The following is a 25,447-nucleotide window of genomic DNA, read 5'->3' as shown; positions in this document are numbered from 1 at the left end:
ATCAGCGGGCCCGGGCGAGGGTCAGGCTGAACCAGGAACGCGGGTCGGTCCAGAAGTGGCGCAGCTCGAAACCCGCCGCGGCGAGCTCCGACGACAGGCCCGTGCGGCGGAACTTCGCCGAGATCTCGGTCCGCATCTCCTCGCCGGCCGCGAACGAGACGGTCAGGTCCAGGGCGGTGATCCGCACCCGCTGGGCGGTCGACGCCCGCAACCGCATCTCGATCCACTCCTGTTGCGGATCCCAGAGCGCGACGTGGGAGAACGCCGACGGGTCGAAATCGCCGCCGAGCGAGCGGTTCACCACGTGCAGCACGTTGCGGTTGAACGCGGCGGTCACTCCGGCGGCGTCGTCGTACGCCGGCACCAGCACGGCCGGGTCCTTGACCAGGTCGGCGCCGAGCAGCAGCCATTCGCCGGGGTGCAGGGCCTGCCGCAGCGAGCCGAGGAAGGCGGCCCGCTCGGCCGGGACCAGGTTGCCGATCGTCCCGCCGAGGAACGCGACGACCCGGTTGTCGCCGTCCGGCAGGTGGCCGAGGTGCTGGGCGAAGTCCCCGACGACGCCGGTGACGCTGAGCCCGGGATAGTCGGCGACGAGGGTGTCCACCGAGGAGGAGAGGAAGGTGGCGGAGACGTCGAGCGGGACGAACGAGCCGAGCGTGCCGCGCGCCAGCATGGCGTCGAGCAGCAGCCGGGTCTTCTCCGACGACCCGGAGCCGAGCTCGACGAGGGTCTTCGCCTCGGTGATCCGGGCGATCTCCGGGGCGGCGTCGGCGAGGATGTCCCGTTCGGTACGGGTCGGGTAGTACTCCGGCAGCCGGGTGATCTCCTCGAACAGTTCGCTGCCGCGTTCGTCGTAGAACCACTTCGGCGGCAGTGACTTGGGTGAGGCGGTCAGGCCGGCCTGCACGTCGGCGCGTAGGGAGCGTTCCAGGTCCGTGTCGTCCAGCAGTTTGATCAAGAGATCTCCAATGTGGAAGCGGTGGCGACGACCAGCCGGCCGTCCGGGATCGGCTGCCAGGCGGGTGAGGCGTCGAGCGGCTCGGAGGCGATCACCACCGAGCCGTCCGCCACGCGGGCCGACAGCGCGTGCCCGGCCGTCGTGGCGATCATCTGGGTGCCGTCGGTGAGCAGCAGGTTCAATCGGGATCCGGGCGCCGCGGCCAGGACGTCGGCCACCACGGAGGCGACGGCTTTCACCGGTGGCTCGCCGGCACGGAGCTTCGCGCGTACGAGAAGCCAGAGAGCCGCGGAATCGGTGGGTGCGTCGAGGGTGAGCAGATCCTGCGTCGGAAGGTCTCCCGCGAGATCGGCGAGCGTGGCCGGCCAGCCCCGGACGACGCCGTTGTGGCTGAAGAGCCAGCGCCCGTCGGTGAACGGCGCCGCCGCCGACTCGGTCACCGGCATGCCGATGGTGGCCGAGCGGACCGCCGCGAGGAACGCCCCCGACGTCGTCGTGGCCGCGATCGCGGGGAGTGCGGAATCGGTCCAGATCGGCATGGCGCTCCGATAACGAACGGGCGCCGCGGCACCGGGCGGATACCACCCGGCGCCGAAGCCGTCCGCGTTGATCGTGCCTCCGCCGCGCATGTCCCGCGGCGCCCAGGCCTGCGTCGCCAGCGCATGCGGAAGATCGAGCAAGAACCCCTTCAGCGGTACGGGCGGACCGAGGTACCCCAGATGACGGCACATCAGGCGTCCCGGGCGAGGCGGAATCCGCTGAAGATCTGCCGTCGGATCGGGTGGTCCCAGTTGCGGAAGGTGCTTCGTACCGCAGACGTGTCCGTTCCGAACGAGCCGCCCCGCAGCATCTTGTAGTCGCCACCGAAGAAGACCTGGGAGTACTCGTCGTAGGGGAACGCCACGAACCCCGGGTAGGGATCGAAATCGGACGCGACCCACTCCCAGACGTCACCGATCAACTGGTGCACGCCGAGCGGGGAGGCGCCGTCCGGATAGGCGCCGACCGGCGCGGGGGAGAGGTGCCGCTGCCCGAGGTTGGCGTGCCGGGGCTCCGGGTTCTCATCGCCCCACGGGTAGCGGCGGGAGCGGCCGGTCGCCGGGTCGTAGCGGGCCGCCTTCTCCCACTCGGCCTCGGTGGGGAGCCGCTTGCCGGCCCAGGCGGCGAACGCCTCGGCCTCGAAGTAGCAGACGTGCACGACGGGCTCGTCAGGATCGATCTTCTCGATACGACCGAATCGCCGGTAGAACCCCTCGCCGACCCAGTGTCCCGGGGCGACAAGTCCGGCTTTCTCCTTATGAGCCCAGCCGCGCGGGCTCCAGAACGACGGCTCGTCGTACCCACCGGCGGCGATGAATTCCTGGTACCGGCCGTTGGTCACGGGCGCGGCGTCGATGAAGAACGAACCCACATCCACGCTGTGGGCGGGCCGCTCGTTGTCGAGAGCCCATGCTTCGGTACTGGTCCCCATGGTGAACGGCCCACCGGGAACGAAGACCTCACCGGTGACGGGTACGAGAGCGGCCGGCGGCGCGGGAGCGGTCAGGACCGGATCACCCGACCGGAGCTGATGGGTGGCGAGCATCGTCTCGTCGTGCTGCTGCTCGTGCTGCACGATCATCCCGAAGGCGAAGCCTCCGTCGAGCAGCGGGCGGCCGTCGAGCCGTACATGATCGAGCACGTCGAGGGCCTTGTCGCGCACCTGGGCGACGTACGCGCGTGCCTGCTCCGGGCTGAGCAGCGGCAACGCCGGCCGATCCTTGCGGGCGTGCTTGAACGCGTCGTAGAGCTCGTCGATGTCGGGGCGCAGCGGATCACGTCCGCCGACGTCCCGGACCAGCCAGAGCTCCTCCTGGCTGCCGACGTGCGCGAGGTCCCAGACCAGCGGGGACATCAGCGGCGAGTGCTGTTTGAGCAGGTCCTGCTCGTCGACCGCCTCGGTGAGCAGCGCGGTCCGGGCGCGGGTGCGCTCCAGTTCGGCGGCGATGGTCAGCCGCAAGTCCTGTGTCATGGATTCTTCTCCGGAGAGGCTCAGGCCGCTGCCGCGACGGCGTGCAGGCGGCGGGAGAGGATGCCGGAGACCTGGTCGCGGACGGCGGGCGGCAGCCCGGTGCGATCCAGGTTCCGGCAGGCGAGTTCCGCGAGGGCGCGGGCGGCCGCGCGTACCGGCGGGTCGGCGAGCCCGGCCCGGGCGGCGGCCTGCCACCGTCCTGCCGCCGGCGCCGCGGCGGCCCGGGCGCGATCGATGATCAGGTCGTCGCCGAGCAGCGCGGACAGGGCCGCGGCCGGGGCGATCCACTCGTCGCCGGGCTGGGTGTCCAGGTACCGGACCTCCAGGTAGCCGCGGGGCCGGACCGGTGGGAAGAGGGTGCTGAGGTGGTATTCGACGTCGTCCACGGTGGGCGGGCTCTCCGCGGCGATCCATCCGGCGAGGGTGAGACCGGGCGGCGCGTCCCAGCTGCCGTCGTCGCGGCGGATGCAGAGCAGCGGGGCGTCGAGCGCGTAGAGCGCCCAGTCCGCCGCCGGGTCGTCACCGATCGGCACCGGGCCGGTGCGGCGGGGTTCCATCGCGAGCCAGGCGGCCATCCGGGCGGAGGCCCAGCGGGTGTCGCGCCCGGCGTGCCGCCGCGAGTTCGCGAAGAGCGCGATCAGCGCCGGGCCCATCTCGTTCAGTGCGGCCCAGCGCTGCGGGCCGCCGGCGTCGAAGCAGACCTGCAGGCCGGCGGTGCTGCCCATCATGGTCCGGCCGGCCCGGTCGAAGGCGCGTTCCATCGCCGCGTAGCGAGGGGTGTCGAGGATGCGCCGCGGCGGCCGGTGAGGGTCGATGCCCCGCTCGCCCAGGACGATGCCGGCGCGGGCCAGCAAGTCGGTGAGGGTGGCGTGGTCGGCGGAGAGAGCCTGGTGCAGGTCTGCCAGGTTGTCCGCGACGGCCGAGGAGATCTCGATCTGTCCACCCGGCTCGACGGTCACGGTGCCGCCGCCGGGGAGTGGTGCGGGGTCGGGATTGCCGAGGCTGGCGGGGGTGTGCTCACCGAGCGCGGCGATCAGGTCAGCGGGTTTCAGGTAGGCGGCCGGGTCGCCGGCGCGGTGCGTGGTCCATTCGAGTTCGACGCCGATCCGTTCCGGTGGACCGGTCTTGAAGCAGATTCCCGAGATGTGCTCGATCGCCTCCTCGGACGATCGCAACATCCGTTCGTCGGTGCCCATCAGTACCTCATTCCTCACTCACAGTGATAGTCCGACTTCGATGAGTGTGGCCTGCTTAGGAAGATACCCACAATCGGATCGCTCCGCTCGTCCCCGGGCCGTGACGAATCAGCCAACAGATCATTGAGTTCCGGAACCGGGGCGGGGTGCCGGAACCGGTTCCGGACTGGAAGACTCCGAAACGTTCGTGTTCGTCAGACCGGAGGCACGTATGCCCGCAGACTTCCCATATCAGGATCCATCGCTCTCCATCGAGGAGCGCGTGGAAGATCTGCTGGGCCGCATGACATTGGCCGAGAAAGCCGGGCAGATGCTGCAGCTCGACGCCCGCCAGGACATCTCCGAGATCGTCCTGGAGAAGCTGGCCGGCTCCATCCTGCACACCTCCCCGGCGAAACTGATCGAGGCCGCCGAGCTGGTCGCGCGTACCCGGCTGAGGATCCCGCTGCTCACCGCCGAGGACTGCATCCACGGGCACTCGTTCTGGCCCGGCGCCACGATCTTCCCGTCGCAGCTGGCGATGGCCGCCACCTGGGATCCCGAGCTGGTGGAGCGGGTCGCCCGGGCCACCGCCGTCGAGGTCTCCACGACCGGCATCCACTGGACGTTCTCGCCGGTGCTCTGCATCGCCCGCGACCTGCGGTGGGGGCGGATCGACGAGACGTTCGGCGAGGACCCGTTCCTGATCAGCGAGCTCGGCGCCGCGATGATCCGCGGATACCAGGGCGGCGGTCTGTCCGACCCGACCGCGATCCTGGCCACCGCGAAGCACTTCGCCGGGTACTCCGAGACGCAGGGTGGCCGGGACGCCAGCGAGGCCGACATCAGCCGCCGCAAGCTGCGCTCCTGGTTCCTGCCGCCGTTCGAGCGGGCCGTGCAGGAGGGCTGCGCGGTCTTCATGCTCGGCTACCAGTCGATGGACGGCGTGCCGATCACCGCGAACAAATGGCTGCTCCACGACGTGCTCAAGCAGGAGTGGGGCTTCACCGGCACCCTCGTGACCGACTGGGACAACGTCGGCCGGATGGTCTGGGAGCAGAAGGTCTGCGCCGACTACGCGGAGGCGTCCGCGCGTGCCGTGAAGGCCGGGAACGACCTGGTCATGACCACGCCCGCGTTCTTCGAGGGCGCGCAGGAAGCGGTGGCGCGCGGCCTTCTGGGCGATAAAGATCTTGATTCGGCCGTACGAAGGATCCTGCGCCTGAAATTCGCGCTCGGTCTCTTCGAGAACCCCCGCACCCCCGACGCCGAACGGCAGCGGGCCGTGATCGGCAACGCCGGGCACACCGCGCTGAACCTGGAGATCGCCCGCCGCTCGCTGGTGCTGCTCCGCAACGACGGCGTCCTCCCGCTCGACCCCTCCGCCGGCCCGCGCCGGATCGCGGTGCTCGGCCCGAACGCCGACGACGTCTCCGCCCAGCTCGGCGACTGGGCCGGCGACTCCGGCCAGGTCGACTGGATGCCGGACGGGCACCCGCGGGAGCTGACCGCGACGGTGCTCGACGGCCTGCGGGCAGGCGTCCCGGCCGGCTGGGAGGTCGTCTTCGAGCAGGGCGCCGAGATCGAGCGACTGGTTCCGGACCCGGAGGGCGAGACGTTCCCGGACGGCCAGCCGCGCCCGCCGATCTCGCAGCCGATCCCGGCCGACCCGGCTCAGCTCGCGGCAGCCGTCTCTCTCGCACAACAGGCCGATGTCGCGATCGTGGTCGTCGGTGACACCGTCAACCTCACCGGCGAGCACAAGTCGACGGCCACCCTGGAACTCCAGGGCGGCCAGATCGCGCTGCTCGACGCGGTCGCGGCCACCGGCACCCCGATGATCGTCGTGCTGATCGACTCGAAGCCGCACGTGCTCCCGGAGTCGGCGCTGAACGCGGCGGCGCTGATCCAGGCCTTCAACCCGGGCATGCGCGGCGGCCAGGCGATCGCCGAGCTGATCCTCGGGCACATCGAGCCGAGCGGCCGGATGCCGATCTCCGCGGCCCGGCACGTCGGCCAGCAGCCGATCCACTACAACCAGGTGCGCGGGCAGCACGGCACCCGGTACGCCGACCTCACCCAGGACCCGCTGTTCGCCTTCGGTGAGGGCCTCAACTACACGACGGTCACCTACGACGGCCTCACGATCGGTGAGCCGGACGTGGCGGCGGACGGCGTGGTCCGGGCGGCGGTGCGGCTGACGAACACGGGTGCGCGGCCGGCGCTGGAGACCGTGCAGGCCTACGTCAGCGACCTGGTGACCAGCGTGACCTGGGCGAGCCGGGAGCTGAAGGCGTACCGGCAGGTCACCGTGCCGCCGGGGGAGAGCGTGACGGTGGAGATCGAGCTGCCGGCGAGCGTCTGCACCCTGGTCGACGCCGAGGGCGTCCGGATCGTCGAGCCCGGCGACTTCGAACTGCTGGTGGGCCCGAGCTCGCGCCCGGCCGACCTGCTATCGGCAAAGTTCCGGATCAGCTGACGCCGCTGTGGGCCGGGGAACCGCGGCGAAGGTGAACGGCTTGAACCAGCCGGGCACCGACCGCCGCAGCTCTTCCGGCCCTTCGAAGGACAGCTCGCCGGATCGCAGGGCGGAGGCCCAGGATCGGTCGCCACGCCACACGTCGGTGAGGCAGCGCAGGTCGGCCGTGACCGTCACGTCGACGTCGTGGCCCGGGTTGATGTCGCAGACGTCGGCCTCGTCCGGGGTGATCACCAGCCACCAGTCGCGGGCCCGGCGGGCGGCGGCCGGGAACCGGAACCACAGCACGGTCCGGCGCGGCGGGACCGCGCTGTGGTCGACCATCCGGTGCATGTCCCAGAGCAGCAGTCTCGGGTCGAGGTCGCGATCGCCCAGCTCGGGGATCCACCGGGTGCCCCAGACGCCGAGCGCCGTCACGATCGGCTCCAGCTCCTGTCCGGCCGTGGTCAGCCCGTAATCCACCTCGGCCCCGAACTCCCGGCGGGTCACCAGCCCGGCGGCGGTGAGCTGCTGCAGCCGGCGGGAGAGCAGGGTCGGCGACATCCGGGGGAGCCCGCGGCGCAGGTCGTTGAAGCGGCGGCTCCCGGCGAACAGCTCACGGATGACGAGCAGGGTCCAGCGCTCGTCGAGCAGTTCCATCGCCTTTGCCACCGGGCAGAATGACCCGTACGAAGCTCCCATGGCCCGACGCTAGGCCGCGGCGACCGGAAAAGCCGTCCGGTAGCGGACACCCGCGGTACAGATCGTGTACTAGTCCCGCCGTACGAGTGATCCCTACCGTCGGTGACATGACTATCAAAGAGAAACACCGCGCCATGTGGGCGTCGGGTGACTATCCATCGCTGGCCGCCGAGATCGTCGCGCCGCTCGGCCCGGTCCTGGTCGAGGCGGCCGGTATCGGCCCGGGGCAGACCGTCCTGGACGTCGGCGCCGGCACCGGCAACGCGGCGATCCCGGCCGCCCTGACCGGCGCCACCGTCACGGCGAGTGATCTCACTCCGGAGCTGCTCGCCGCCGGTGAGCTGATCGCCGCGACCCGGGACGCGAAGCTCACCTGGGCCGAGGCGGACGCCGAGGCGCTGCCGTTCGGCACCGCCTCCTTCGACACCGTCATCTCCTGCATCGGCGTGATGTTCGCGCCGTTCCACTCCGCGGCCGCCGGCGAGCTGCTCCGGGTGTGCCGGCCCGGTGGCACGATCGCACTGGTCAACTGGACTCCCGAGGGTTTCATCGGGAAGCTGTTCGCCACCATGAAGCCGTACGCCGCCCCGCCCCCGGCCGGCGCCCAGCCGCCGCCGCGATGGGGTGACCCGGCGCACCTGGCGTCGCTGTTCGGCGAGGGCGTGACCGACGTCCGGACCGAGCGCCGCACGCTGCGGGTGGACCGGTTCGCGACCGGCGCCGAGCTGCGCGACTACTTCAAGGCGGTCTACGGGCCGACCATCGCGGTCTACAAGAACATCGCCGGTGACCCGCAGAAGGTGGCCGAGCTCGACGCCGCCATCGCCGCGGCTGCCGAGGGCGTCAGCGAGTGGGAGTACCTGATCTACACGGCTCGTGCCGCCGCCACCCGGCGCGTCTGAAAGCCCAGCCTGGCGTAGGTCGCGATGGCGGCGACGTTGTCGTAGTCGGCGAGCAGCGCCACCCGTTCCCGGCCGATCAGCAGCTCGTTCGCCACGAATCCGCACAGTGCCGCCGCGAGTCCACGCCCCCGGGCCTCGCGGCGGGTCGCGACACCGCCCATGAAGCCGATCTGCGGCGTCGACCAGGCGTCGGCGGCGACCGCGAGCAGCCGGCCGTCGTCGTCGCGCAGGCCGGCCCAGCGGTGCACGCCCGGGGCGCCCGGCCAGGCGTACGAGTCCGGAAACGATTCCTTCAGCAGCGCTGTCACCTCGGGCCACTCGGTTTCGGCGAGCCAGGACGACGCCGACTCGGCCGCGATGACCGGCACGGCGGCGTCCATCCAGGCGAACCGCGCGCTGATCTCGATGGCCGGCGTCCGGGCGACCACGGCCGCGACCAGGTCCTCCGGTCCGAACGGCCGGAACGACGGTCCCATCTCGTCCAGCGCTTCGCGCACCAGTCCACTCAGCGCGTCCGGGTCGCCGGCCATCACCAGGCGGTCCCAGTGGGCGAGGTCGGGGCAGGCCACCACCACGGCCTCGGGGTCGCGGAAGACTCGGGCGCCGGCGGACGCGGCTGCCCATCGTACGAAAAGATCATGTCCGAACACCCGGGCCATGCTGCCTCATTGACGGTATTTGCCATATTCGGCCCGTGCTGAAGAACCTCTGGCTCCGCCGGTCGATCACGGCGGGCGCGCTCGGCGCGATCCTCGCCGTCGCGGTCACCGCGGCCTCTCTCTCCTGGGTACGCGGGACCGCCGCCGGCCACGTCTACACCCTGGACGACGTCCCTCCCGCCCCGGTGGCGCTGGTGCTCGGCGCCCAGATCAACCCGGGCGGGCAGCCGTCGCCGTTCCTGCAAGCGCGGCTGGAACTCGCCCGGCAGCTCTACGAATCCGGGAAGGTGACCGCGATCCTGGTCTCCGGCGACCACGCGAACTGGGACTACGACGAGCCCGGCGGGATGATGGTCTGGCTGGTGTCGCACGGCGTGCCGGTCTCCCGGGTGGTGCTCGACCACGCCGGCTTCGACACCTACGACTCGTGCTCCCGCGCCCGGCGCATCTTCGGGGTGCGCCAGGCGATCGTGGTGACCCAGGGTTTCCACATCGAGCGGGCGGTCGCGGTCTGCCGGGCGCTGGGCGTCGACGCGACAGGGGTCGGCGACGACACGGTCCGGCAGTACAAGCAGACCTGGCTGCGCGGCGAGGTCCGGGAGGAGTTCGCCGCGGTGAAGGCCGCCGGTGACGTGCTCTCCCGGCGCGATCCGATCTTCCTGGGTAAGCATGAGACGGGGATCCGGGACGCCCTCGGCTGAAATGGCTTTGCCCGGGGCCCTGAGTCTTGATACGGTTCTCTGCATAGTCATGCGGAGGTTGGTATGGGAATCCGGGTCGCGGTAGCGGGAGCAAGTGGGTACGCGGGGGGCGAGTTGCTGCGCCTGCTCGCCGGGCACCCCGATTTCGACCTCGTCACAGCGACGGCGCACAGCCAGGCGGGCTCGCCGGTCAGCGCCGTGCACCCGCAGCTCGCGGGCCTGGACCTGACACTCGGCGCGACCGACGCGGAGACGCTGAGCGGCGCCGACCTGGTCTTCCTCGCGCTGCCGCACGGCCAGTCAGCGGCCGTCGCCGCCCAGCTGGCCGAGGGTGTGAAGGTCGTCGACCTGGGCGCCGACTTCCGGCTGGAGAGCGCCGAGCAGTGGACGCGGTACTACGGCGGTGGCCACGCCGGCACCTGGACCTACGGCCTGCCCGAGTTGCCCGGCGCCCGTGAGGCGATCGCCGGGTCCGACCGGGTGGCGAACACCGGCTGCTACGCCGCCACGATCACCCTGGCGCTCGCGCCGCTGATCGCCGCCGGCGTGGCCGACCCGGAGGACGTCGTCGTGGTCGCCAGCTCGGGCACCTCGGGCGCCGGTCGCAGCGCCAAGGTCAACCTGCTGGCCAGCGAGATCATGGGTGACCTCTCGCCGTACAAGGTGGGCGCGCACCAGCACGTCGCCGAGATCAAGCAGGCCACCGGCGCGGCGTCGCTCTCGATGACGCCGATCCTCGCCCCGATGCCGCGCGGCATCCTCGCGACCGTGACCGCCCGCCGGCTCAACGGTGGCGACCCGCGCGAGGCGCTGCAGGCGGCCTACGCGAGCGACCCATTCGTGCACGTGCTGCCGGAGGGTCAGTGGCCGCACACGGCCGCCACCTCGGGCTCCAACTCCTGCCACCTGCAGGCCACCGTCGACATCGACTCCGGGCGCATCATCGTGGTGAGCGCGCTCGACAACCTCGGCAAGGGCGCGGCCGGTCAGGCCGTGCAGAACGCCAACATCATGTTCGGCCTGCCCGAGACCACGGGCCTCAGCGTCTTCGGAGTCGCGCCGTGACCGTCACCGCCCCCAAGGGGTTCCGTGCCTCCGGCGTCGCCGCCGGGCTCAAGGCCAGCGGCAACCCCGACGTCGCCCTGGTCGTCAACGACGGCCCCGACTACACCGCGGCCGCCGTCTTCACCGGCAACCGGGTGAAGGCCGCGCCGGTCCTCTGGAGCCAGCAGGTCCTCAAGGGCGGCATCGTCCGCGCCGTGGTCCTGAACTCCGGCGGCGCCAACGCGTGCACCGGATCGCAGGGCTTCCGGGACACGCACGCCACCGCCGAGCACACCGCCGCCGTGCTGCGGACCACCGGCTCCAAGCCGATGATGATCGGCGCCGGCGACGTGGCGGTCTGCTCGACCGGCCTGATCGGCGAGCTGCTGCCGATGGACAAGCTGCTCCCCGGCGTGAACGCGGCCGCCAAGGCGCTCGCCGCCGACGGCGGCCCCCGCGCCGCTGAGGCGATCATGACGACCGACACGGTCGCGAAGAACGCCGTCGCGCAGCGCCAGGGCTGGTCGGTCGGCGGGATCGCGAAGGGCGCCGGCATGCTGGCCCCCGCGCTCGCCACCATGCTGGTCGTGGTCACCACCGACGCGTCGGCCGACAACGAGACGCTCGACGCGGCGCTGCGCGCTGCCACCCGGGTCACCTTCGACCGGATCGACGCGGACGGCTGCATGTCGACGAACGACACGGTGGTCCTGCTGGCCAGCGGCGCGTCGAACGTGCAGCCCACCCTGGAGGAGCTGACCGCGGCGGTGACCGAGGTCTGCCACGATCTCGCTCAGCAGCTGATCGGGGACGCCGAGGGCGCGACGAAGCACATCGCCATCGAGGTGGCGGGCGCGGCGAGTGAGGCGGACGCGGTGCAGGTCGGGCGTACCGTCGCGAACAACAACCTGGTGAAGACGGCCCTCTTCGGCAATGATCCGAACTGGGGCCGGATCCTCGCGGCGGTCGGCACCACCAGCGCGGCCTTCGAGCCGGACCGCATCGACGTCGCGATCAACGGCGTCTGGGTCTGCAAGGGCGGCGCCGCTGCCGAGGACCGTTCCAAGGTCGACCTCTCCGGGCGCGACGTGCAGATCACCGTCAACCTGCGGGAGGGCGAGATGAGCGCGACGATCTGGACGACCGACCTCTCGCACGCGTACGTGCACGAGAACTCGGCGTACTCGTCGTGAAGCCTGTTGAGAAGGCCGGGATCCTGATCGAGGCGCTGCCCTGGCTGGAGCGGTTCCACGGCAGCACCGTGGTGATCAAGTACGGCGGCAACGCCATGATCGATCCGGAGCTCCAGGCGGCTTTCGCAGCAGATATCGTATTCTTGCGACTCGTCGGTATCAAGCCGGTCGTGGTGCACGGCGGCGGCCCTCAGATCAGCCGGATGCTCACCAAGCTCGGCATCGAGAGCGAGTTCCGCGGCGGCCTGCGGGTCACCACCCCGGAGGCCATGGACGTGGTCCGGATGGTGCTGGTCGGGCAGGTCGGCCGGGAGCTGGTCGGCCTGATCAACAAGCACGGGCCGTACGCGGTGGGCCTCTCCGGCGAGGACGCGGGCCTGTTCACCGCGGTCCGCCGGCAGGCCTTCGTCGACGGCTCATTCGTGGACATCGGGCAGGTCGGCGACGTCGACCAGGTGGACACCTCGGCCGTCGACGACCTGATCGCGGCCGGCCGGATCCCGGTCGTCGCCACCGTCGCGCCGGACGTGAACGGCGTGCCGCACAACGTGAACGCGGACACCGCCGCCTCGGCCCTCGCCGTCGCGCTCGGCGCCCGCAAGCTGGTCGTGCTCACCGACGTGCCCGGCCTCTACACGAACTGGCCGGACACCGGCTCGCTGACCTCGGAGATCGACGCGGACGCGCTGGAGAAACTGCTCCCGTCCCTCGAATCCGGGATGGCGCCCAAGATGGAGGCCTGCCTGCGCGCGGTGCGTGGTGGCGTGCCCGCCGCACACGTCGTCGACGGCCGGGTCGCCCACTCGACGTTGCTGGAAGTCTTCACGGAAGAAGGATTCGGAACGATGGTGATCCCCTCATGAGCACGCTGCCCGAGCGCTGGCAGGCATCCATGATGAACAACTACGGCGGCCCCACCCTCGGGCTGATCCGTGGTGAGGGCGCGGTGCTCACCGCCGAGGACGGCACGGAGTACGTCGACTTCCTCGGCGGCATCGCGGTGAACGCCCTCGGTCACGCCCACCCGGCCGTCGTCGCCGCCGTGACGCAGCAGATCCAGCAGCTGGGCCACGTCTCGAACCTCTACATCGCCGAGCCGCCGCTCGCGCTCGCCGAGCTGCTGCTGGCCCTCGCCGGCCGGCAGGGCCGGGTGCTCTTCTGCAACTCGGGCGCCGAGGCCAACGAGGCCGCCTTCAAGATCTCCCGGCTGACCGGGCGCACGCACATCGTGGCGACCGACGGCGCGTTCCACGGCCGGACCATGGGCGCCCTGGCGCTGACCGGCCAGCCGTCGAAGCAGAAGCCGTTCGTCCCGCTTCCCGGCGACGTCACGCACGTCCCGTTCGGTGACGTCGAGGCGCTGGCCGCCGCGGTCACCGACGAGACCGCCATGGTGATCCTGGAGCCGATCCAGGGCGAGAACGGCGTTGTCGTGCCGCCGGCCGGTTACCTGGCCGCAGCCCGGGAGATCTCCTCGCGGAACGGCGCTCTGCTCGTGCTCGACGAGGTACAGACCGGCATCGGCCGGACCGGGCACTGGTTCCACCACCAGAGCGAAGGCGTCGAGCCGGACCTGATCACCCTCGCGAAGGGCCTCGGCGGCGGCCTGCCGCTCGGCGCCTGCATCGCGTTCGGGCCGGCCGCCGACCTGCTGCAGCCCGGCATGCACGGCACCACCTTCGGCGGCAACCCGGTCTCCTGCGCGGCCGGCCTCGCGGTGATCCGCACGATCGCCAACGAGGGCCTGCTCGACCACGTGAAGCGGATCGGCGAGCAGCTGCGCCGCGGCATCGAGGGCCTGAACCACCCGTGGATCAGCCACGTGCGCGGCGCCGGCCTGCTGCTCGGCATCGTGCTCACCCAGCCGGTCTCGAAGGAGATCGCGGCTCGTCTGAGCGACGCCGGCTTCCTGGTGAACGCCCCGCAGCCGGACATCATCCGGCTCGCCCCGCCCTTGATCATCTCCTCCGATCAGGCGGACGCCCTGATCGCTGCCCTGGACGGTATCCGGTGACCACCCGCCACTTCCTCCGCGACGACGACCTCACCCCGCAGGAGCAGGACGACGTCCTGAACCTGGCCGCCGAGATGAAGGCGAACCGGTTCGGCTACACGCCGCTCGCCGGCCCGCGCTCGGTCGCGGTCTTCTTCGACAAGGCCAGCCTGCGCACCCGCCTGTCGTTCGAGGCCGGCATCGCCGAGCTGGGCGGCCAGCCGATCATCGTGGACACCCAGAACACCCACTTCGGCCGGGGCGAGACCCTCGCCGACGCCGGCCGGGTCGTCTCCCGCTACGTCGCGGCCATGGTGTTCCGGACACACGGCGACGAGCGGCTCGCCGAGCTGGCGTCCGGCGTCAACGTCCCGGTGATCAACGCGCTGAGCGACGGATACCACCCCTGCCAGCTCCTCGCCGACCTGCAGACGATCCGCGAGCGGTTCGGCTCGACGGCCGGCCGGACCCTGGCGTACGTCGGCGACGCCGCCAACAACATGGCGCACTCGTACCTGATCGCCGGCGCGATGGCTGGGATGAACGTGCGGGTGGCCGGCCCGTCCGGCTTCGACCCGGCGCCCGCCGTGGTGGCCCGGGCCTCCGAGATCGCGGCCTGGACCGGCGGCTCGGTCGAGGTGCTGCGCGACCCCCGGGAGGCGGTCGACGGCGCGCAGGTGATCGCCACCGACACCTGGACCTCGATGGGCCAGGAGGAGGACGGCAAGGACCGGCTCACCCCGTTCTGGCCGTACCAGGTGAACAAGGAGCTGCTCGCGGCCGCCGCCCCGGACGCGATCGTGCTGCACTGCCTTCCCGCGCACCGCGGCGAGGAGATCACCGACGACGTGCTGGACGGCCCGCAGAGCGCGGTCTTCGACCAGGCGGAGAACCGCCTGCACGCGCAGAAGGCGCTGCTCACCTGGCTGCTGGCGGCAAACTCACAATGAGCTCACCGGTGACCAGGGCGGGGCGGCACGCGCGGATCGTGGAGCTGATCCGCGGCCGGACCGTGCGCTCGCAGACCGAGCTGGCGGACCTGCTCGCCCACGAGGGTGTGCAGGTCACCCAGGCCACGCTCTCGCGTGACCTGGAGGAGCTGAACGCGGTGAAGGTCGGCGGGGCGTACCTGATCCCGGAGGACGGCAAACGCCCGCTGCGGGAGACCCAGCAGGGGCCGGCCCGGCTGATCCGGCTGCTGCGCGAGCTGCTCACCGGCGTCGACTCGAGCGGCAACATCGCCGTGCTGCGTACCCCGCCCGGCGCCGCGCAGTTCCTGGCCAGCGCGCTGGACCGGTCCGGGCTGTCGGACGTGGTCGGCACGATCGCCGGCGACGACACGATCCTGGTCGTGGCCCGGGACGGCGGACCCGGTTCGGGTGCCGCCCTCGCCGAGAAGCTCGGCAACTGGAGCAGGTCGGATTCTCTGGAGGGGAATCACTGATGACGTTCACGCCCGCCGTGGAAGCGCGCTTCCCGGATTTCGCCGACCACACCGACACGCTGGTCGGGCACGGCGTCGAGTTCTTCCTCGCCTCCAACGAGACTCTGCGGCCACAGCTCAACGAGCATCCGTACGGCCACAAGCTCAGCTTTCTCGACTTCACCGATACGGCCGAGAAGGACTGGTCGATCCGGGACTTCCTGAACTACTTCAACGTGATCAACGGCATCGCGTTCGGCGACCGGGGCATCCCGATGCCGCAGTGGGTCATGGTCGACCTGATCCTGATGCCGGCCGCCGCCCTGATCGCCGGCCTGCCGCAGGACGAGTTCGCCGCGATGGTCGAGCGGTCCACGTTCCGCTTCGACACCGACGTGAAGCAGTTGCTACGCAAGGTGCAGGCCGAGATGAAGGAGAGCGGCTACCGCGGTCCCGTGCCGGTCGGCGGCTACTGCGCGGCCCCTTCGGCCGAACCGGGCCGCTGGGTCGGCTGGTCGCTCTGGTCGCTGATGCCGGCGGTCGGGCTGGGCAAGGCCGCCAAGGCGCTCGCCCTGTCCGCGTACCGCGCGCAGAAACTCGACGGCGTCACCCAGTACGACAACAGCGCGCTCAAGGTGCACACCGAGTTCGGCGCGCTGAAGGTGCTGGTCGCCACCGTCCCGTTCCACACCTCGCCGGGCTCGTTCGTCTACCAGAGCGACCTGACCCTCCCGCCCGGCGGACAGCTGCCCGACCCCAGCTTCCTGCTCGATCCCTTCGACTACGGTCGCCAGCAGGCGATGCAGAAGGAGATCGAGGCGGGACGCTCCGAGTTCTACGTCCTGCCCCCCGGCCACGTCCGCCGGGACGGTAAGACCTACGTACCGATTCTTGCTGTATCCACCGAAGGAACCCGATGACCAAGCGCAAGATCGTTCTCGCCTTCTCCGGCGGGCTGGACACCTCGTACCTCCTCGTCGACTTCCGCGAGAAGGGCTGGGACGTGGTGACCGCGAACATCGACACCGGCGGCCTGCACAGCGGTGAGGCCGAGGTCGTCAGTGCCCGCGCCGAGGAGCTGGGCGCGATCGAGCACCACGTCGTCGACGCCCGCGCCGAGCTGTACGACCGCGTCGTCACCTACGCGATCAAGGCGAACTACCTGCGCAACGGCGCCTACCCGTCGTGTGTCGGCGCCGAGCGGCTGATCCAGGCGGAGAAGGTCGTCCAGGTCGCCCTGGAGGTCGGCGCGGACGCGGTGGCGCACGGCTCGACCGGCGCCGGCGCCGACCACGTGCGCTACGACGCGGTGATCCGTGCCCTCGCCCCGCACCTGGAGATCGTCACCCCGGTCCGGGACGAGCGGCTGGTCCGCGAGGAGGAAGCGGAGTTCCTCCGCAGCCGGGGCTACGCGGTCAGCGAGAAGGTCAAGCTCTACTCGATCAACGAGGGCCTGATCGGCACGTCGATCGGCGGCGAGGAGACGTACGGCAGCTGGGACTACCTGCCGGAATCCGCCTGGACCTACACCAAGTCGATCGCCGAGGCCCCTGCGGACGGCGTCGAGCTGCTGCTGGAGTTCGAGAAGGGCGAGGTCGTCGGCGCCTCCTACGCCGGCGGGGACTCGCTCGTCGAGAAGGACGCCCCGAACTACGCGATCCTCTCGGCCCTCAACGTGCTCGGCGGCGAGCACGGCGTCGGCCGGGGCATCCACATGGGCTCGACGATGGTCGGCAACCTGGCCCGGGTCGGCTTCGAAGCGCCCGGCATGCTGATCCTGATCGCGGCCCACCGGGAGCTGGAGAAGCTGGTGCTCTCCAACCGGCAGCAGGCGACGAAGGCGACGCTCGGCAACACGTACGGCGACCTGCTCCACGAAGCCGTCTACTTCGATCCGATCATGGACGACTTCCGGGCGTTCCTGGACTCCAGCCAGACCCGGGTCACCGGCCAGGTGCGGGTGCTGCTGCACAAGGGCAACATCGTCCTGCTCGGCAGCAAGAGCCCGCACAGCCTCCTCGACGCCGCCACGCGATCCGGTGTCGTCTACGGCCACGGTTCGTCGCTGTGGACCGGTGAGCAGGCGCGGGCGTTCGCCCACATGTACGCGGTGCCCGGCGCCATCGCCCGAGCCGCCGGCACTCCGGCCGAGTAGTCCGTCGCCCGCCCGTCCGTGCCGCTCAGCCGTGCTGTCCCGCTCGGCTGAGCCGTGCCGCTCAGCCGTGCTGTCCCGCTCGGCTGAGCCGTGCTGGTCGGCCGTGTTGGCCCGCCCGGGTGAGCGTGCCGATCGGCCGTGCTGTGTGCGGGGCTGCGCTGTCACACCCCGCTGTGGCGTGTCGCCCGGCTGTGTCGTGCCCTGCTGTGTCGTACCGCCCGGCTGTGCTGTGCTGCCCGCCTGTCCTGTGTCGCTGGCCGAGTCAGTCGTGCCGCGCCGTCCACCCCGCAGATCTTGAGCGATGTTGCATCCCAGGAGGTGAGAGTTCGCTCAAGATCTGCAGTCGGGCCGGGCGAGACGATCGCACCGCTGGGCCGGTCGGGCCGGTCGAACGGTACGAGGCGATACACATAAGGCCCGTACTGGACAAATGGCAGCCAGCTGTCAGTCCCGGGGACTCTGGTGCGGCCCACTCCCCGGATCTTGAGTGATGGTGCACCCTGGAGGATGGGGGATCGCTCAAGATTTGCAGCGGGACTGTCGAGGGCGTGTGTCGGCGACCTGGCCGTTCGCCTTCCGTGGCGGCCCGTTCTCGCCGACTGTCAGTTCCGGCATTCAGGTGTGGCCCACTCCCCGGATCTTGAGTGATGGTGCACCCTGGAGGGTCGGGGATCGCTCAAGATTTGCAGCGGGACTGTCGAGGGCGTGTGTCGGCGACCTGGCCGTTCGCCTTCCGCAGCGGCCTGTTCTCGCCGACTGTCAGCTCTGGCATTCACGTGTGGCCCCTGCCAGATCTTGAGCGACTTTGCACCTCTGAGGGTGAAGAATCGCTCAAGATCCGCATCGGTGCGTCGGGGCGTCGGTGCGCCGGGATGTCGGGGCGTTGGGGCGGCGGGATGTCGGGCGTTGGGGCGCCGGGATGCGGGGCGCCGGAACGCCGGAACGCGGAGCAGGACGAGCGCGGGCAGGACGCCGGCACCCCAGCGACACGATGGAGCAGCGGCGGGATCCCAGAACAGCCAGGCCGTCAGGACAGCCAGGCCGTCAGGACTTCGAGGGCCTTGCGGATCTCCGACGCCGGGACGTGCTCATCGTCGGTGTGGGCCAGCAGCGGGTCGCCCGGACCGAAATTGATCGCCGGGATGCCGAGGCCGGCGAAGCGGGAGACGTCGGTCCAGCCGAGCTTCGCCTGGGGCTCCCGGCCGACCAGGTCGACGAACTCCTTGGCGGCCGGCCGGTCCAGGCCGGGGCGGGCGCCGGGAGCGCGGTCGGTGACCTCCAGGTCGAAGCCGGCGAAGACCTCGCGCAGATGGGCCTCGGCCTCGTCGGTGCCGCGGTCCGGGGCGAAGCGGTAGTTCACGAAGACCGTGCAGAGGTCCGGGATCACGTTGCCGGCGATGCCGCCCTCGATCTTCACGGCGTTCAGGCCTTCCCGGTACTGCAGGCCGTCGACGACCGGGCGGCGCGGCTCGTAGGCCCGCAGCACGTCGAGGACCGCGCCGGCACTGTGGATGGCGTTGCTGCCCCGCCACGAGCGGGCTGCGTGCGCGGCGACGCCCGGCACCGTGATCTTCACGCGCATGGTGCCCTGGCAGCCGCCCTCGACGGTCCCGTCGGACGGCTCGCCGAGGACCGCGAAGTCGCCGGACAGCCACTCGGGGTGGTTGGTGACGAGGCGGCCGAGGCCGTTGAGCCGGGCGGCCACCTCCTCGTGGTCGTAGAACACATATGTGACGTCGTAGCGCGGGTCGGTCAGGAGGGCGGCCAACTGGAGGAACACCGCTACGCCGGACTTCATGTCGGTGGTGCCCCGGCCGTACAGAACCTCGTCCTTGATCTTGATCGGAAGGTTGTCCGCGATCGGGACCGTGTCGAGGTGGCCGGCGAGGACGACTCGGGTGTCCCTGCCGAAGTTCGTCCGGGCGACCACGGCGTCCGCGTCACGAAGGACTTCCAGATGGGGGTACGAACGAAGGGCCGTCTCGACGGCGTCGGCGAGCTCCTTCTCCTCCCCGCTGACGCTCGGGATGTCACAGATGGTCCGGGTGAGTTCGACGATGTCGCCGGTGAGATCGAGGCTGGCCATGGTCGCAACATTATCATGGTGATAGTATTTTTATGCATGCCGACCTCACGGTAGGGTCGGTGCGTTGGACCAGGTCACGAACGAGGAGTGGGTGTGCCGGAAACTGAGGAGCCGACGCGGCTGTGGGGAGCTCGATTCGCGGGCGGCCCGGCGGAGGCGCTGGCCCGGCTGAGTGTCAGTGTGCAGTTCGACTGGCGGCTCGCGCCCTACGACCTGCTCGCCTCCCGCGCGCACGCCCGTGTCCTGGCGAACGCGGGGCTGCTCGACGCGGAGGAGCTCGGCAAGATGCTCGCCGCGCTCGACGATCTGGAGTCGGCCTGCGCCGCCGGTGAGTTCCGGCCCACCGTCGAGGACGAGGACGTGCACACCGCGCTGGAGCGGGGGCTGCTGGAGCGCCTCGGCTCACTCGGCGGCAAGCTGCGCGCCGGCCGGTCCCGCAACGACCAGGTCGCCACCGACCTGCGGCTCTACCTGCGCGACCACGCGCGCGGGGTGGCCGTCGCGGTGATCGAGCTGGCCGACGCGCTCACCGAGCAGGCGGCCCGCAACATCGACACTCCGGCGCCCGGCATGACCCACGTGCAGCACGCGCAGCCGGTCAGCTTCGGCCACTGGCTGCTCGCGCACGTCCAGCCGCTGCTGCGCGACCTGGAGCGCCTGCGTGACTGGGACGTGCGGACCGCGATCAGCCCGCTCGGCAGCGGTGCGCTGGCCGGTTCTTCGCTCCCGCTCGACCCGGCCGCCGTGGCGAAGCAGCTGGGGTTCACCGCCCCCGCGGAGAACTCGATGGACGCCGTCGCCGACCGCGACTTCGTCGCCGAGTTCCTCTTCATCACCGCGCTTCTCGGCGTGCACCTCTCCCGGCTCGGCGAGGAGGTCGTGCTCTGGACCTCCACCGAGTTCGGTTGGGTGGAGCTGGACGACGCGTTCGCGACCGGTTCGTCGATCATGCCGCAGAAGAAGAACGCGGACATCGCCGAGCTGGCCCGCGGCAAGAGCGGCCGTCTGGTCGGTGGCCTGGTCGCCGTGCTGACCATGCTGAAGGGCCTGCCGCTCACCTACGACCGGGACATGCAGGAGGACAAGGAGCCGGCCTTCGACGCGGTCGACACGCTGGAGCTGCTCCTTCCCGCGCTCGCCGGGATGATCTCGACGATGACCGTACGGGTGGATCGCCTCGCCGCGGCCGCTCCCGTCGGATTCTCGCTCGCCACCGAGGTCGCCGACTGGCTGGTCCGCAAGGGCGTGCCGTTCCGCGACGCGCACGAGGTGACCGGCAAGCTGGTCGCGCTCTGCTCGGCGCGCGAGTGCGAGCTGGAGGACCTCACCGACGACGACCTGAAGACGGTGAGCGAGCACCTCGACCCGTCGGTCCGCGAGGTGCTGTCGGTGTCGTCGGCGCTGGCCGCTCGGACGACGCCGGGCTCGACCGGCCCGGGTCCGGTGCGGGAGCAGCTCGCGACCGTGCAGCACAAGCTGGACAACTGGCGGCAGTGGGCGGTCGAGAAGGTCGTCCCGCGCTGATTTCTGTCGGTGGCTGCCGGTAGGTTGCCGGCATGTCCCTCATGCATCCCCGCCGGGGTGGCGCGCCGGTCGATGTCCCCTCGCCTGATCCGCAGGCGAGGGAGGTCGTCGAGCGGTTGCTGGCGACCGCGCCGGGTTTCGTGGAGCGGGCCCTCGGCGGTTCCTTCCCGGACGGCCCGTCGCACGCCGCGGCCGTCGCGTTCGCAGCGAAATATCTGGACTGGCGGGTCGTCATCAGCCAGCCCTGGTTCGCCGAGCTGTGGATGATCGAGCGCGGTGTCGTGTTCGCCGCCACGGCCGCGGCCGAGCTGTTCACGCTGATGGCGGCGGGCACCGGCGACGGTCCCTATCAGGGTGTGGTGCGGCCGGGCGCCGATCCGGAGTTCGCTCTCGACCCGGTGTTCGTGGTGCGTCACCGGCGGCCGGGCGAGGAGCGCGCCTTCTCCATCCACATGGACCCGGAGCAGCTGATCCTGTTCCGGATGCGCGCCGTCCTGGCCGCCGCTCCCGACGACGTCTACGCCGAGGCGGTCGCCGCCTTGCGCGATCTCCGGCCGTCCGGGCCCTGGCACCGGTGTGCCACTGCGGTGCTCGCTCCCTCCGAGAAGGACTGGGTCGCCGCCGACTGGACCGAGGCGCTGACCGATAAGGATCATCGCCGGGCATCGCTGCTGCTGGGTTCGATCAGCACTCCCGAGCAGGTCGCGGAGGCGCGGGCGCTGGGTCGTTCGCTGGTCACCGGCTGGCGAGGTCTGCACACCACCCTGATCGACGGCGTCGGCCCGTCCGCGGCCGCCGGTCTGCTGCTCAGCTGGCTCGACCACATGCCGTCCACGGACAGCCGAGGCCGGACCGCGCTGCTGTCGCTGGTGGCTTCACTTCCGGGCGACGAGCCTTTCAAAGACCTCATTTCCTCGTACGGCGATCGGCACGTGCGAAGCGCGCTGATCCAAGCTTCACGGAGCGACCCAGAACGAGCCGCCAGACTCCTGGCCGCTGCGGATTCCACCATCCAGTCCCGCCCCGGCTTCGCCGCCGTCCTGCGTCGCGTGTCGGGTCCTGCTTCTGTCGCCGATGCTCTGCCGGCACTTCTCGCTGATCCCCCGTGGAAGCGTCCCAAGGCTGATCGCGGGCCTGATCTCCCCGAACGGCTGCCGGTGCTGCCCGACTGGATCGACCCGGCCCTGCTGCCGCTGGTCCGCCTGCGGGCGAGTTCACTGGTGCTGCCCGACTCGGCGGCTCGTGACCTGGCGATGGTCTTCGCGCTGGGCCGCGACTTCCCCGGTGCCACCACCGTCCGGGAAGCGCTCGACGACGACGACCTGACCGAGTTCGCCTGGGCCCTCTTCGAACGCTGGGACGACGCCGGCGCCGAAGGCCGTCAACGCTGGGTTCTCGACACTCTGGGCTGGCTGGGCGACGACGAGACCGCCCGCCGTCTCACCCCGCGGCTGCTCGAGTGGCCGGGCGAGAGCAGACACGCCCGAGCCGTGGCCGGGCTGGACATCCTCGCCGAGATCGGCACCGAGGGGGCGCTGCAGCAGCTCAACCGGGTAGCCGAGCGGTCGAAGTTCAAGGGTCTGCGCTCGGCCGCCCAGCAGAAGGTGGCCGCGGTGGCAGCCGGCCTCGGCCTCACCGGCGATCAGCTGGCCGACCGCCTGGCGCCGGACTTCGGATTGCCGGTCACCCTGGACTACGGCCCCCGGCAGTTCACGGCCGTCGCCGACGAGCTCGGCCTGTCCGTCACCGACGCCTCCGGCAAGCGGCTCAAGTCGCTGCCTCGTCCCGGGGCTCGTGACGACGCCACGCTGGCGCCTGCCGCGTACAAACAATTCACCGCGCTGAAGAAGGACTTCCGGACGGCCACGACCGACCAGGTGCGGCGCCTGGAACGCGCCATGGCGAACGGCCGGGAGTGGACACCGGGGGAGTTCCGGCGCTTCTTCCTCGACCATCCGGTGCTGACGCGGCTCGCCCGCCGGCTCGTGTGGTCGGGCTCGGCGGCCGCTTTCCGGATCGCCGAGGACGGCACGCTCGCCGGCGTCGACGACGAGCCTGCCACCCTGGCCGAAACCGATCGGATCACCGTGGCGCATCCGCTGCACCTGGGTGACGACGTGGCGCGCTGGTCGGAGCTGTTCGCCGACTATCAGATCGTGCAGCCGTTCGACCAGCTGGGCCGCGAGGTCCTCGTGCTGACGGCGGAGGAGGCGGGCGGCGCGGTCCTCACCCGGTTCGCCGGCGAGACCGTCCCGACCGGCGCGGTGGTCGGCCTGGAGAACCGTGGCTGGCGCCGCGACGCCGCACAGGACGGTGGCGTCCAGCCGGGCGTGCTGTTCCCGCTCGGCGACGACGGCGCGGCCTACCTGGATCTGACCCCGGGGATAGTCGTCGGCGCACTGGACATCCTGCCGGAACAGAAACTGGGCGACCTGACCTTGCAAGGCCCACCAACCCGTTTCGCCGACCTGAACGCGCGCACAGTCTCCGAACTACTCCGCGACCTGACCCTCCTGACAGCCGCCCGCTGACCGCCACGGCCCGCCCTGGCTGGATGGCCCGGTGATCGCGGTGATCGCGGTGATCGCGGTGATCGCGGTGATCGCGGTGATCGCGGTGATCGCGGTGGGCTGGCTGGGCTGGGGAGATGGCCCGTTGACTGCCGTGGTCTGGCTGGGCTGGGAGATGGCCGGTGACTGCCGACGGTCCGGCCTTGCTGCCAGCCGCCCGTCACGGCTCGGCCCTGCTCAGCTTCGGCCTGGCTCGGCCCGTCTCGGCTCGGCCCCTCTCGGCTCGGCCCGTCTCGGCCCGTCTCGGCCCGTCTCGGCCCGTCTCGGCCCGTCTCGGCCCGGCTCGGCCCGTCACGGCTCGGCCCGTCACGGCTCGCTCGGCTCGGCTCGCTCTGGCTCGGGCCCAGCCCAGCCCACCCGGCCCGACCCGGCTGGCATTCTTCCTCCCGCCGCGAGTGGGTGGGTTTGCGGCATCTGAAATTGGCTTGCTGACAACGACGAGAGGCCGTGTCCGGAAAATCATGATTCGACCGGGACCAGGGACCGATTGTGAGATGTATCACTTGGCAATCGGGCGACGGAATTGACCTCAGTTCGGCACGCCGAGCGACCAGACTGTCACAGAATGTGCCACCTGGCCGGTTCGGGGCGCGAGTGCTCGTGCACGGACTTGCGGTGGCTGCCTGATCGCCGCTGCAAATCGTGCCGCAAGTGGACGGCAGGCGCTGTCGGACGGCACCCGGAAGAGGCGGAGAACACGCTCTCTTGCACGCGGCAGCGCGGATCGCCGGTGTCGCGTGCAAGAAGTTGCAGCAAGAAACCTCAGGCGGCGGGTGTGTCGGCCGGGAGCTTGCGGGGCACCGGGGCGACAGCGGTCGAGCTGCGAACCACCAGTTCGGGGCGGAAGAGGTACTCCGACCTGGGTGCGGCGTGACCGTTGATGTCGTCGACCAGGGAGCGGACGGCGGCGACCGCCATGGCCGCGACCGGCTGACGGAGCGTGGTCAGTGGCGGTTCGGTGAAAGCCATCAGCGGGGAGTCGTCGAAACCGATCACCGACACGTCACCGGGAACGTCGAGTCCGCGCCGCCGGGCTGCCCGGATCGCGCCGAGCGCCATCAGGTCGGAGCCGCAGACGATGCCGGTGGCGCCCTTCGCGAGCAGGCGATCCGCCGCGACCTCGCCGCCTTCCACGCCGAAGAGGGTGAGTTCGACGAGGCTGTCCACGTCGGATTTGGAGACCGCGGTCAGGCGTTGCATGGCCTCCCGGTATCCGGCGAGCTTGCGCTGGACGGCGGTGAAGCGGTGCGGCCCGGAGATCATGCCGATCCGGCGGTGGCCGAGCGCGACGAGGTGGCTGACCGCGAGGTCGCCGGCGAGCTGCTCGTCGCAGGAGACGAACGGCGCGTCGATGCCGCCGGTGTGCCCGTTGACCAGCACGATCGGCAGCGGGCGGGCCAGCAGTCGCAGGTAACGCTCGTGGTCGGACGTGGTGTCGGCGTGCAGGCCGGAGACGAAGATGATGCCGCTGACCTGCCGGTCGAGCAGCATCTCCACGTACTCGTCCTCGGTGACGCCGCCGGGTGACTGGGTGCAGAGCACCGGCGTGTAGCCGGACTGCGCCAGCGTCGACTCGATGACCTGGGCGAACGCCGGGAAGATCGGGTTGTCCAGCTCGGGCACGACGAGGCCGACCAGGCCGGCGCTGCGCTTGCGCAACCGCTCGGGGCGCTCGTAGCCGAGCACGTCGAGGGCGGTGAGCACCGCTTGCCGGGTCTCAGCGGATACGCCGGGGCGGTCGTTGATGACGCGAGAGACCGTCGCCTCACTGACCTGGGCTTGCCTGGCGATGTCCGCCATCCGTGCACGCATGTTGTCACTGTAGTGCTGTCCTGTTACCGGCTCTCGCCTTGCAAGCTCTTCCATTGACTGCAAGTGCTTGCTAACGTCCCC

At 70.8% G+C, this 25,447-nt stretch carries 21 protein-coding genes; 13 read left to right on the top strand and 8 right to left on the bottom strand.

The window, feature by feature from the left end:
• Window position 1: 1 nt before the first annotated feature.
• Genes egtD through EP757_RS00930 form a run of 4 tightly spaced genes read right to left on the bottom strand, consistent with a single transcriptional unit; the run spans window position 2 to window position 4,165 of the window.
• Window positions 2-958, bottom strand: coding sequence for an L-histidine N(alpha)-methyltransferase (egtD, locus tag EP757_RS00945; protein ID WP_127542322.1), 957 nt, complete (start codon window positions 956-958; stop codon window positions 2-4).
• The gene (gene egtC, locus EP757_RS00940; protein WP_127542321.1) at window positions 955-1,689 is read right to left on the bottom strand and encodes an ergothioneine biosynthesis protein EgtC; all 735 of its coding nucleotides are present in this window, start codon (window positions 1,687-1,689) and stop codon (window positions 955-957) included. The genes egtD and egtC overlap by 4 nt, the downstream gene beginning before the upstream one ends.
• Window positions 1,689-2,969, bottom strand: coding sequence for an ergothioneine biosynthesis protein EgtB (egtB, locus tag EP757_RS00935; protein WP_127542320.1), 1,281 nt, complete (start codon window positions 2,967-2,969; stop codon window positions 1,689-1,691). Before egtB ends, egtC begins: the two co-directional genes overlap by 1 nt.
• 20 nt (window positions 2,970-2,989) lie before the next feature.
• Complete coding sequence (locus EP757_RS00930; RefSeq protein WP_127542319.1) at window positions 2,990-4,165, bottom strand: glutamate-cysteine ligase family protein; 1,176 nt, start codon at window positions 4,163-4,165, stop codon at window positions 2,990-2,992.
• A gap of 211 nt (window positions 4,166-4,376) precedes the next feature.
• On the opposite strand from EP757_RS00930, the gene EP757_RS00925 reads away from it, so the two are divergent.
• A complete protein-coding gene (locus EP757_RS00925) occupies window positions 4,377-6,623 on the top strand; it encodes a glycoside hydrolase family 3 N-terminal domain-containing protein (RefSeq protein ID WP_127542318.1) in 2,247 nt (748 codons plus the stop codon).
• On the opposite strand, the gene EP757_RS00920 is transcribed toward EP757_RS00925, so the two are convergent.
• Complete coding sequence (locus EP757_RS00920; protein ID WP_127542317.1) at window positions 6,597-7,304, bottom strand: helix-turn-helix domain-containing protein; 708 nt, start codon at window positions 7,302-7,304, stop codon at window positions 6,597-6,599. The genes EP757_RS00925 and EP757_RS00920 overlap by 27 nt on opposite strands.
• A 107-nt stretch (window positions 7,305-7,411) precedes the next feature.
• Between EP757_RS00920 and EP757_RS00915 the strand changes: the two genes are divergently transcribed.
• Window positions 7,412-8,206, top strand: coding sequence for a class I SAM-dependent methyltransferase (locus EP757_RS00915; protein WP_127542316.1), 795 nt, complete (start codon window positions 7,412-7,414; stop codon window positions 8,204-8,206).
• Here the strand turns inward: EP757_RS00915 and EP757_RS00910 are convergent.
• A complete protein-coding gene (locus tag EP757_RS00910) occupies window positions 8,170-8,865 on the bottom strand; it encodes a GNAT family N-acetyltransferase (protein WP_127542315.1) in 696 nt (231 codons plus the stop codon). The genes EP757_RS00915 and EP757_RS00910 overlap by 37 nt on opposite strands.
• A 35-nt stretch (window positions 8,866-8,900) precedes the next feature.
• Here EP757_RS00910 and EP757_RS00905 point away from each other — a divergent pair, with 35 nt between their 5' ends.
• The 9 genes from EP757_RS00905 to argG all read left to right on the top strand — a co-directional run bounded on the left by EP757_RS00905 (window position 8,901) and on the right by argG (window position 17,374).
• The gene (locus EP757_RS00905) at window positions 8,901-9,566 is read left to right on the top strand and encodes a vancomycin high temperature exclusion protein (RefSeq protein WP_127542314.1); all 666 of its coding nucleotides are present in this window, start codon (window positions 8,901-8,903) and stop codon (window positions 9,564-9,566) included.
• Window positions 9,567-9,629: 63 nt separating this feature from the next.
• Window positions 9,630-10,631 (top strand): N-acetyl-gamma-glutamyl-phosphate reductase, encoded by a 1,002-nt coding sequence (gene argC / locus EP757_RS00900; protein WP_127542313.1) that lies wholly within the window; start codon window positions 9,630-9,632, stop codon window positions 10,629-10,631.
• Window positions 10,628-11,803 carry a bifunctional glutamate N-acetyltransferase/amino-acid acetyltransferase ArgJ gene (gene argJ / locus EP757_RS00895; RefSeq protein WP_127542312.1) on the top strand — a complete coding sequence of 392 codons (1,176 nt, stop codon included), beginning with the start codon at window positions 10,628-10,630 and terminating at the stop codon, window positions 11,801-11,803. Before argC ends, argJ begins: the two co-directional genes overlap by 4 nt.
• Window positions 11,800-12,666, top strand: coding sequence for an acetylglutamate kinase (gene argB / locus EP757_RS00890; protein ID WP_127542311.1), 867 nt, complete (start codon window positions 11,800-11,802; stop codon window positions 12,664-12,666). The genes argJ and argB overlap by 4 nt, the downstream gene beginning before the upstream one ends.
• Window positions 12,663-13,817, top strand: a complete 1,155-nt coding sequence (locus tag EP757_RS00885) for an acetylornithine transaminase (protein WP_127542310.1) — start codon at window positions 12,663-12,665, stop codon at window positions 13,815-13,817. The genes argB and EP757_RS00885 overlap by 4 nt, the downstream gene beginning before the upstream one ends.
• Window positions 13,814-14,746, top strand: a complete 933-nt coding sequence (gene argF, locus EP757_RS00880; RefSeq protein ID WP_127542309.1) for an ornithine carbamoyltransferase — start codon at window positions 13,814-13,816, stop codon at window positions 14,744-14,746. The genes EP757_RS00885 and argF overlap by 4 nt, the downstream gene beginning before the upstream one ends.
• A complete protein-coding gene (locus tag EP757_RS00875; RefSeq protein WP_127542308.1) occupies window positions 14,743-15,240 on the top strand; it encodes an arginine repressor in 498 nt (165 codons plus the stop codon). The genes argF and EP757_RS00875 overlap by 4 nt, the downstream gene beginning before the upstream one ends.
• Window positions 15,240-16,139 carry a hypothetical protein gene (locus EP757_RS00870; RefSeq protein WP_127542307.1) on the top strand — a complete coding sequence of 300 codons (900 nt, stop codon included), beginning with the start codon at window positions 15,240-15,242 and terminating at the stop codon, window positions 16,137-16,139. Before EP757_RS00875 ends, EP757_RS00870 begins: the two co-directional genes overlap by 1 nt.
• Window positions 16,136-17,374, top strand: a complete 1,239-nt coding sequence (argG, locus tag EP757_RS00865) for an argininosuccinate synthase (protein WP_127542306.1) — start codon at window positions 16,136-16,138, stop codon at window positions 17,372-17,374. The genes EP757_RS00870 and argG overlap by 4 nt, the downstream gene beginning before the upstream one ends.
• Window positions 17,375-18,401: 1,027 nt before the next feature.
• Here argG and dapE read toward each other — a convergent pair.
• Window positions 18,402-19,460: a succinyl-diaminopimelate desuccinylase gene (dapE, locus tag EP757_RS00860; RefSeq protein ID WP_127542305.1), complete on the bottom strand. Its 1,059-nt coding sequence runs from the start codon at window positions 19,458-19,460 to the stop codon at window positions 18,402-18,404.
• Window positions 19,461-19,547: 87 nt separating this feature from the next.
• On the opposite strand from dapE, the gene argH reads away from it, so the two are divergent.
• Window positions 19,548-20,984 carry an argininosuccinate lyase gene (argH, locus tag EP757_RS00855; RefSeq protein ID WP_127542304.1) on the top strand — a complete coding sequence of 479 codons (1,437 nt, stop codon included), beginning with the start codon at window positions 19,548-19,550 and terminating at the stop codon, window positions 20,982-20,984.
• Window positions 20,985-21,016: 32 nt separating this feature from the next.
• Window positions 21,017-23,515 (top strand): DUF4132 domain-containing protein, encoded by a 2,499-nt coding sequence (locus tag EP757_RS00850; protein WP_127542303.1) that lies wholly within the window; start codon window positions 21,017-21,019, stop codon window positions 23,513-23,515.
• A gap of 801 nt (window positions 23,516-24,316) precedes the next feature.
• On the opposite strand, the gene EP757_RS00840 is transcribed toward EP757_RS00850, so the two are convergent.
• On the bottom strand, window positions 24,317-25,366 hold the full coding sequence (locus EP757_RS00840) for a LacI family DNA-binding transcriptional regulator (RefSeq protein WP_127542302.1): 1,050 nt from the start codon (window positions 25,364-25,366) through the stop codon (window positions 24,317-24,319).
• Window positions 25,367-25,447: the final 81 nt, after the last annotated feature.

This window comes from Actinoplanes sp. OR16, from assembly GCF_004001265.1.
Taxonomy (GTDB): domain Bacteria; phylum Actinomycetota; class Actinomycetes; order Mycobacteriales; family Micromonosporaceae; genus Actinoplanes.
The sequence above is the reverse complement of the archived record's forward strand: the minus strand, read 5'-3'. Positions and strand labels throughout refer to the sequence as shown.